The sequence below is a fragment of the Streptomyces durhamensis genome (assembly GCF_000725475.1).
Lineage (GTDB): Bacteria > Actinomycetota > Actinomycetes > Streptomycetales > Streptomycetaceae > Streptomyces > Streptomyces filipinensis.
On sequence record NZ_KL647047.1, the window covers coordinates 46,877 to 54,275 of the forward strand.

Here is a 7,399-nt window from a genome sequence, read left to right on the forward strand (position 1 = left end):
CTGGACGGCTGGCCTCAGACGCGGGAATCGGCTGGGTCATCACGGTTCTCCGGCTTCGTTCGCGCGGTCGGGTCTCGTTGCCGCCGGTATGATCGGTGGCTGCCGGCGGGGGCCGCGGACACCTCCCGGTAGGTGAACCGTAATGGCCGCGATCCCACCGGCACCGGCTCTCGTACTTACCCACCGCGGTGTCCACGCACGCCCTGCGTGAACACCCTGACAGGAATGTCCTCTGCTCACCCGGACCAGGCGACCAGACGCCGGCCGCGATGTGCGCTGTCCCCTGTGGCGTCTCGCTCTGCGAGCGGGATCCAGGCGTCACCAAGAAACGGCGGTGATTCGTCGTACGGCCTCGTGGATCAGGTCGGTTCCGGCACAGGCCGTGAGGCGGACGTATCCCTCGCCGCCGGGGCCGAAGCCGCTCCCGGGAATGGTGAGCACGCGGGCCTCCTCCAGCAGCTTCTTGGCGAGGCCTTCGCTGTCCGTGCCGGCGGGGCAGCGGATGAGGCAGTAGAAGGTGGCCCGGGGTCTCAGCACCTGCAGGCCGGCCCACTCCAGCCCGTCGCAGAGCAGGTGCATCCGCTCGCGGTACACCGCGCGCAGGCTTTCCGGGTAGCCGGTGGTGTCGTTGAACGCGGCGACGGCGGCGTGCTGGATCGCGGTGAACGTACCTGAGTCGGTATGGGTCTTCACGGTCCGCAAGGCGTCCACGACGTCGGCGTTGCCGGCGGCGAAACCCACGCGCCAGCCCGGCATGTTGTACGCCTTCGACAAGGAATGGAACTCGATGCCGCACTCCATTGCCCCCGGCGCCTGCAAGAACGACGGCGGGGGCGCACAGTCGTAGTAGATCTCGCTGTACGCGGCGTCGGAGGCCACCACGATGTCATGCCGCACAGCGAACCTCGCCAGCTCGGCGTAGAAATCCGAAGTGGCCAGCGCGGCGGTGGGGTTGTTGGGATAGCAGACCCAGAACAGCTTGGCCCGCCGCGCGACGGCGGCCGGGATGGCCGCCAGGTCAGGCAGGAATCCGTTCTCCTCGCGCAGCGGTACGCATACCACCTCCGCCCCGCACCACCGCGCCCACGTCCCGTACACCGGGTACGCCGGATCGGGCACCAGCACCACGTCGCCCGGCTCCGCGTAGGCCATCGTCAGGTGCGCCATCGCCTCCTTGCTGCCCAGCGTGGCCAGGACCTCGCTCTCCGGATCAACACGGAGCCCGAAGCGGCGCCTGAGATGTCCGGCGGCCGCCTCGCGCATCGCCTGCGTGCCGGAGTACGGCGGATACCGGTGCGTCGAAGGATCCCCGACGGCCGCGTGCATGGCCTCGACGATGTGCGGCGGAGTCGGCAGATCACAGTCGCCCACCCCCAGGGGCACAGGTGCCGTACCGCCCCGCGCCGCCTGTCCCTGGGCCCGGTCGATGAAGGAGAACAGGTAGTCGTCGGTCTGCAAGAGACGTGAGGCGCGCCTGGGCAAAAAGTCCTCCTGAATCGAGCGAGCACATTACGGCCGGCCCTCATGCCGACGACCAGCAGCCGCGCCACCATATTGCCCACCACGCCAGTTCGTTGCCGATGCCGTCTGGCTGATACGCGCCCTACCGGCGCAGCTGTCCGATGCCTCACTGTCATCTGGGAAGACGGCCAGGCCGGAATTGTGTGGGGCCTCGCTCCCGGACCGTGCAGAGGGGGTAGAGGAACGCGAAGGGGAGGTCCAGTGGCAGAGGCAAAGCATCCCGTGATCCCGGTTGTGTGTTTGCCGAACCGTGGCAGGGACTGGAGCATGGAAGACAAGGCGAGAGTGGCCGCTGAGATAGGCGCAGCATCCCGGAGCGGCGGGTACTTCTTTCTGCGCCATCACGGGATCGCTGCTGACTTGCTGTCTGCTGTGTATGAAGAAACACGGCGGTTCTATCGTCTGCCCGTCGCAGAGAAGACCAAATACAATGCCGGTGAGCGGTCCCAGTTTCTGGGGTACCGCGGCCTGGGCCGTGAGAAGAGCACGGCGCACGCCGGTGCCGAGGCGTGCGAACAGTACCGCATCGGAAACACCCAGGGCTCACTCGGCACACCCGTAGCTGCCGACTTCTACCACGCCCCTTTCGTGCAAGGAGCATGTCTCTTCAAGCGCTTGGTGGACCTGGGGGACAGGGTGTTCTCGGCGTGTGCCGATGACCTGGGCCTGCCAGAGGCAGATTTTGACACGTCCATGAACTCACCGATGCACAGGCTCGGCTTCAACCACTACGGGGTCGGGCACGCCGAGGAAATCGGCAACACGGTGGATTACGCGATGTCGCCGCACGTGGATCTTTCCATTTTCACGATCCTGACCCAAAACGAGTCGGGCCTGGAAGTAAGGGGTCCCGAGGGCGAGTGGATTTGCGTTCCTCCCGTTCAGGATGCGCTTTTCGTCTTCCTCGGCGACTATCTCCAGCGGTGGACGAACGGGCTGTACGTGGCCTGCGAGCACCGCGTCAGGCAGGTGAGGACACAGAGGCTGTCGATTCAGTACAAGCACAGGCCAGGACACGACGCCGTCGTCTCACCGCTGGATCGTTTTGTCGGCGAAGGAAAACCAGCGCGTTACGGGCTGTTCGATACCGGGGGTCAGTACGTGTCCTTCCTGAAGTCGCTCCTCGGATCCGGCTGAGCGTTCCTGTCAGCTCAGTGCGAGCAATCGGGGTCGTTGGAGTTCTCGGTCGGTCAACCGACCTCTTGCCTCAATCAGGGGCAGAATGCCCTGACTGTGCGGGTAGTTCACTCACACAGGTGGTTCGCCTTCTCTGTTCGCATGCGTACCTTCCCTGCCGGGTAGCTCGGTCGCGCGTTGCGGGACTCGGGTGCGCCTGCCCGGCTGTCTGGCCGCGTGACATCGCCATCTCGTAGTGGAGGCTTCACCATGGGTCGTATGCGCTCGTTCGCCGTCGCCGTGGTCGCTTTGGCCGCTGTTTTCGGCGCTGTACCCACCGCGACCGAGGCCTCCTCGGCACCTGCCCGTGCGTCCTACCGCTGCACCCCCGGATACTTCTGCATCTACAGCGGCTGGAACGGTGGGGGAACCCGTTGCCAGTGGTCGCAGAGGAGCAAGGCCAACACCGCCGACGACTGTTCCTTCATCCGGAGGGGACAGAAGGTGCGCTCCCTATGGAATGGAACGGGACACCGGGTGCAGTACTACACCCAGACCAACTACCACGGCCGCGTCGGATCCACCCACGCTGGAGCGGGCGGCAACCTGCAGGGCGACTACCAGATCCGTTCCTTCAAGCCCCAGTAGGCAGCTGACGGAGATCGACACCGGGCAGTCAGGGTCCAGGGCACCTGCGCATCGAAGCCGGGATTTACTTTCACACGAGGGAGTCCTTCCACAGACGGAGCTGGCGGCGGGAAGGACAATGATCCGGAGGATCGCCCGTTTCGCTGACCGGGGATCTGCTGCTACGGGTGGCAATGCGTGTGTCAGGGCTGGCCCACGGATCGGACCGACGGCCACGCCCTCGCGCAGCCGGTCCAGTACGGCACCGAGGCCGGGGACCGGGCAAACCCGGGGTCTCGGCATCCCCTTGTTCGAGCACATCCTCGGGCACCTGCTGCATCGGTCATGTCAATCCCTCTGCGACGTCGTGTAGTTGGCCTGCCGCACGCCGCGCCGCCCGGTTCGTTCGCCCCGTAACCTCCGCCGCATCTCACCGTTGGGCGAACGGCATGAGGAGCAGATCATTCAGCTCCGAAGCCCGCCTTTCAAGGAGACTCTATGTCCGTACGGTCCTGGTTCGGCACCGTGGTCCTCGCCGCCGCGACGGTGCTGTCCTGCACGCAAGCCGCCTCGGCCCACGGGGAGCACGGTTCCCGCGAACCGCATGCGACGCGCCTCGTCACCGAGAACGCGAACGCTAACCTCTTCCCGCCCTCCATCGGTGCTAGGGCCTTTCTGTACGACGCCGAGACCGGCAAGCCGCTCAGGGGTAAGCGTGTGGAGTTCACGACCCCCGATGGCAGCGAGATCTGCCGCGCCGTCACCCGCGCCGAGGGCGAAGCCGCGTGCGTCGGACCCCTCCGCCTGGGTACGGCGAGCGCTGGCACTCTGACCAACGGCTACGTCGCCACCTTCCGGGGCGACGAGCAGTACGGGGCGTCGCACGCGTTCGGCACAGTGGGCCTATTGGTCCGCCCCTGACGCCTGCCTGCCTACCGGGAGGGAGGACGTCCTCTCCCGACGAGGAGCCTACGACGTCCCCCACTTGCGGAAACATTAGCTGCGGGGCAAGCGGGTCGTCGGCCGCGTCGCCCGCAAAGGCGTTGACTCCAGCGAACGGTTGGGGCGGTACCGTTTGGTGATCGCCGGACATCGCCAGGGCCAGCTTCTCCGCGTCGACCACCACGGTGGACGGCACCCCGGCATACGGCAGCGGCTCCCCGCTGCCGGCGCGGGCCTCGCGCGGACGCGCCGTCTCGTACAACACCCCGGCGGCATCAACGGACTTCGTCGAGACCGGCGTCAGCCGCAGGCCCACGGTGTACCTGCTGTAGAGGTCCATGGCGACGGTGAGCTCGCACCGTACCCACCGGCAGGTCAGCGGCTCCATCGCGAGGACATCCGGGCTGTTGGTGTCCATACTTCCGGCGTGGCACCGCGACCAGGACCTGCACCTCGCCGATGCGACACCGCGGCCATCATCAAGGTCGCCGACCACCACAAGGGGAGATCCTCCGGTTCTGGCGCCGGGCGCTGCTGATGAGAACAGCCAGATCACTCCCGACCGCGTCAGCGATCTCCGTGACATGTTCGGCTGATCCCAGCAGTACGGTCGTTGCTGGCGCGCGGGCATGGCTCAGGCCGAGACAGGCGTCCGGGACAGGGCGGTGCGCAGCGCGAAGACGCCGAGCAAGCCGCCTGAAGCGAACCGCTGAGCGGTCATCACGCAGGGCCGGGCGGCCAGAAACCCCGACACCCGTGCTGCGCCCAACATGATCAGAGCGTTCACGGAGATCCCCACGGTGATCTGCACACTACCGAGCTGGAGCAGTTGCGCCCAGTCCGGGCCCGCCTGCGGATCCATGAACTGGGGCAGAAGAGCGGCGTACATGAGAGCGATCTTGGGGTTGAGCAGGTTGGTGAGGAGCCCCATCGAGAACAGGCGGGCGTCAGAGACCGGAGGCAGGTCCTGGACCGGGTCGAAGGGCGAGCGGCCACCGGGCTTGAGCATGCCCCAGGCCAAGTAGGCCAGGTAGGCGGCCCCGGCGAGCTTGACCACCGTGAACGCCAGCGGCACGGCGGCGAACAACGCGGACAGGCCTGCGGCCGCGGCCAGCAGGTAGCACAGGAATCCCACGGCGGTCCCACTCAGGCTGACCAGGCCCGCCCTGCGGCCTTGGGTGATCGCGCGAGAGGCGAGGTGGATCATGTTCGGTCCCGGAGTCAGGGCCATGCCCAGTTCGACCAGGGCCACTCCCCCCACTGCGGCCAGACTGATCACCGGTCAACTCCTGATCGTTGGCCGGGTACCTGGTACCCGGAGTGGGGCGGCGCCGACTGCGGCGGGCGGCTGCGACGCAACGGCAGAGCCTGCATCGCCTGCCTCAGGATACGACCCTGCCGCTCGGTGTCTCCGTGCACCCTGACTCCAGTCGGCCGACGACACCAACGACGGCAGCCGGATCGCCCACTATCGCGCCGGCGATCTCCGCGTGTTAGGCCGGACAGGCCTAGTCCTGCGATCCCCCAAAGCCGTGGTTCCGCCCGTCCCGGACGGAGGTAGTCACTCGCCCGGTAGTCGGGGAAGCGGAGGGCATCCGTGTCGATCCAGTGGTTCCCCGCGCCCGGGAAGTGCTGGTCGCGCCAGCCTCGGACTCGATGTGCTCCGCTCGATGCGCCTGACCACGGACACGGGCCCCATCGCCCTGTGGGCAGCCACACCCGACGGCGAGGACTGACGTCCCGAGAACGCGGTCGAGGATGTGCTGCGCCTCGCCCCCCCCACCCCGCGCACTGCTGGACTGGCAGACCGGGTGCTCGACGCGCCACGAACCGGAGCAGCGGCAGGCGGCCCCAGCACGTAGGCGGATGGCATCAAGGCAGGGCGTTCCGGGCCGTGGCCGCTCACCCGGCGGCGCTGAGGCCGTCGTGGCCCCCTGGCCCGACCAGCCGTGAGGCACGATCTACCCCTTCTCTCTGATGTACCCCGAGGAGTCGTCCGCCCCGTGGCAGGACTACCCGCACACCAGGTCCGGGCACATTGGCGGCAGTTCTCAGATCATCGTCGTCAAGTGTGAACGCATTTCAGGGCGCTCCAACTCTGGCGCGGGCGAGCCGGTCAGCTTCGAGGCCTTCGCGAAGCGGTCCGGAGTCGCGGTGTGAGATATGTTCCTCCACCATGGGCGAGTTGATGGTGATCAGGCACGGCGAGACCGCGTGGAGTCGGACCGGCCAGCACGCCGGCCACACCGACCTGCCGCTGACCGAGGCGGGGGAGGCCGCGGCGCGTGCGCTCGCGCCTCGACTGGCCGGACGGGAGTTCGTCGCCGTCTACAGCAGCCCGCTGACTCGCGCCCTGCGGACGGCAGAGCTGGCGGGGCTGAGCAGTGCGGAAGCCGATGCCGACCTGATCGAGTGGAACTACGGCCGCTACGAGGGGCTGACTGCCGAGCAGATCCAAGAGCTCAAGCCCGGCTGGGAGCTGTGGCGTGATGGCGTGGACGCAGGCGAGGACCTCGGGCACGTGACCGTGCGGGTCGACGCCTTCCTCGGCCGGGTCCGGCCGCTGCTGGACAAGGGTGACGTTGCCGTCGTCGCGCACGGCCATCTGTCACGCATCCTCACCGCACGCTGGCTCGGGCTCGACGCTTCGGGCGCGCGGCAGTTCGGGCACCCGCATCCGGGGACGATCAACACGCTGGGGTACGAGCACGGGCTGCCCGTCGTGCTCGGGTGGAACGTGCCGTAGCGGCGACTGCCCACGTCCCGTCCGTGATGTGGCTACGACCGCGTCAGGCGGCATTCGCCCGGGCGACAGCGCATCGCAGTCGGGGATCGGTGAGGTGGTGCCCCGGAGCGGATATGGAACGTGGACGGCACCTCATCCCGGTCCGCAGACCGACGTGTGACCGTCTCCAGCCCGAATACCAGTGCTCCGCGAAAGTGCGGGTCACCGCCGACGCGGGCACGCGCCTGGCGATCGCCGCAAGCCTTGTGCGTCACCGTCGTCCTCAACTGTTGCCACCACTACGGCAACTGAAGTGACGTCTTATCGGTTTGCCCTCGGTCAGTCCGGTCGGATAGGAAGCCTGCATGCTAAGAGGTCCTAACGGAATGCGGTTGAGTCGTGACCTCTGGCCGGGTGACGCAGTTGCTTGGGTGTGAGGAAGCGTGATCCCCAACCGTGGTTGGTCGA

Annotated in this window: 7 protein-coding genes; 5 read left to right on the top strand and 2 right to left on the bottom strand. The window is 67.3% G+C overall.

Annotation, left to right across the window (positions count from 1 at the left end; genetic code table 11):
• Nucleotides 1-318: 318 nt before the first annotated feature.
• A complete protein-coding gene (locus tag IO33_RS0143300) occupies nt 319-1,482 on the bottom strand; it encodes an aminotransferase class I/II-fold pyridoxal phosphate-dependent enzyme (protein WP_063765869.1) in 1,164 nt (387 codons plus the stop codon).
• Between the two features lie 273 nt (nt 1,483-1,755).
• Between IO33_RS0143300 and IO33_RS0143305 the strand changes: the two genes are divergently transcribed.
• The 4 genes from IO33_RS0143305 to IO33_RS51020 all read left to right on the top strand — a co-directional run bounded on the left by IO33_RS0143305 (nt 1,756) and on the right by IO33_RS51020 (nt 4,538).
• Nucleotides 1,756-2,658, top strand: coding sequence for a 2OG-Fe(II) oxygenase family protein (locus IO33_RS0143305; protein ID WP_425348015.1), 903 nt, complete (start codon nt 1,756-1,758; stop codon nt 2,656-2,658).
• 249 nt (nt 2,659-2,907) lie between these two features.
• Nucleotides 2,908-3,285 carry a peptidase inhibitor family I36 protein gene (locus tag IO33_RS0143310; RefSeq protein ID WP_031174531.1) on the top strand — a complete coding sequence of 126 codons (378 nt, stop codon included), beginning with the start codon at nt 2,908-2,910 and terminating at the stop codon, nt 3,283-3,285.
• A 477-nt stretch (nt 3,286-3,762) separates the two neighbouring features.
• Nucleotides 3,763-4,185 (top strand): hypothetical protein, encoded by a 423-nt coding sequence (locus IO33_RS51015; RefSeq protein WP_031174532.1) that lies wholly within the window; start codon nt 3,763-3,765, stop codon nt 4,183-4,185.
• A gap of 206 nt (nt 4,186-4,391) precedes the next feature.
• Nucleotides 4,392-4,538 carry a hypothetical protein gene (locus IO33_RS51020; RefSeq protein WP_157858107.1) on the top strand — a complete coding sequence of 49 codons (147 nt, stop codon included), beginning with the start codon at nt 4,392-4,394 and terminating at the stop codon, nt 4,536-4,538.
• 302 nt (nt 4,539-4,840) lie between these two features.
• On the opposite strand, the gene IO33_RS0143325 is transcribed toward IO33_RS51020, so the two are convergent.
• Nucleotides 4,841-5,485, bottom strand: a complete 645-nt coding sequence (locus IO33_RS0143325; protein WP_031174533.1) for a LysE family translocator — start codon at nt 5,483-5,485, stop codon at nt 4,841-4,843.
• Nucleotides 5,486-6,382: 897 nt separating this feature from the next.
• Here IO33_RS0143325 and IO33_RS0143335 point away from each other — a divergent pair.
• Complete coding sequence (locus tag IO33_RS0143335) at nt 6,383-6,952, top strand: histidine phosphatase family protein (protein WP_031174535.1); 570 nt, start codon at nt 6,383-6,385, stop codon at nt 6,950-6,952.
• Nucleotides 6,953-7,399: the final 447 nt, after the last annotated feature.

Excerpts from the sequence above, each read along its gene's own strand:
- IO33_RS0143310 (WP_031174531.1), top strand. The coding sequence starts at position 2,908 with ATGGGTCGTATGCGCTCGTTCGCCGTCGCCGTGGTCGCTTTGGCCGCT.
- IO33_RS51015 (WP_031174532.1), top strand. The coding sequence starts at position 3,763 with ATGTCCGTACGGTCCTGGTTCGGCACCGTGGTCCTCGCCGCCGCGACG.
- IO33_RS0143335 (WP_031174535.1), top strand. The coding sequence starts at position 6,383 with ATGGGCGAGTTGATGGTGATCAGGCACGGCGAGACCGCGTGGAGTCGG.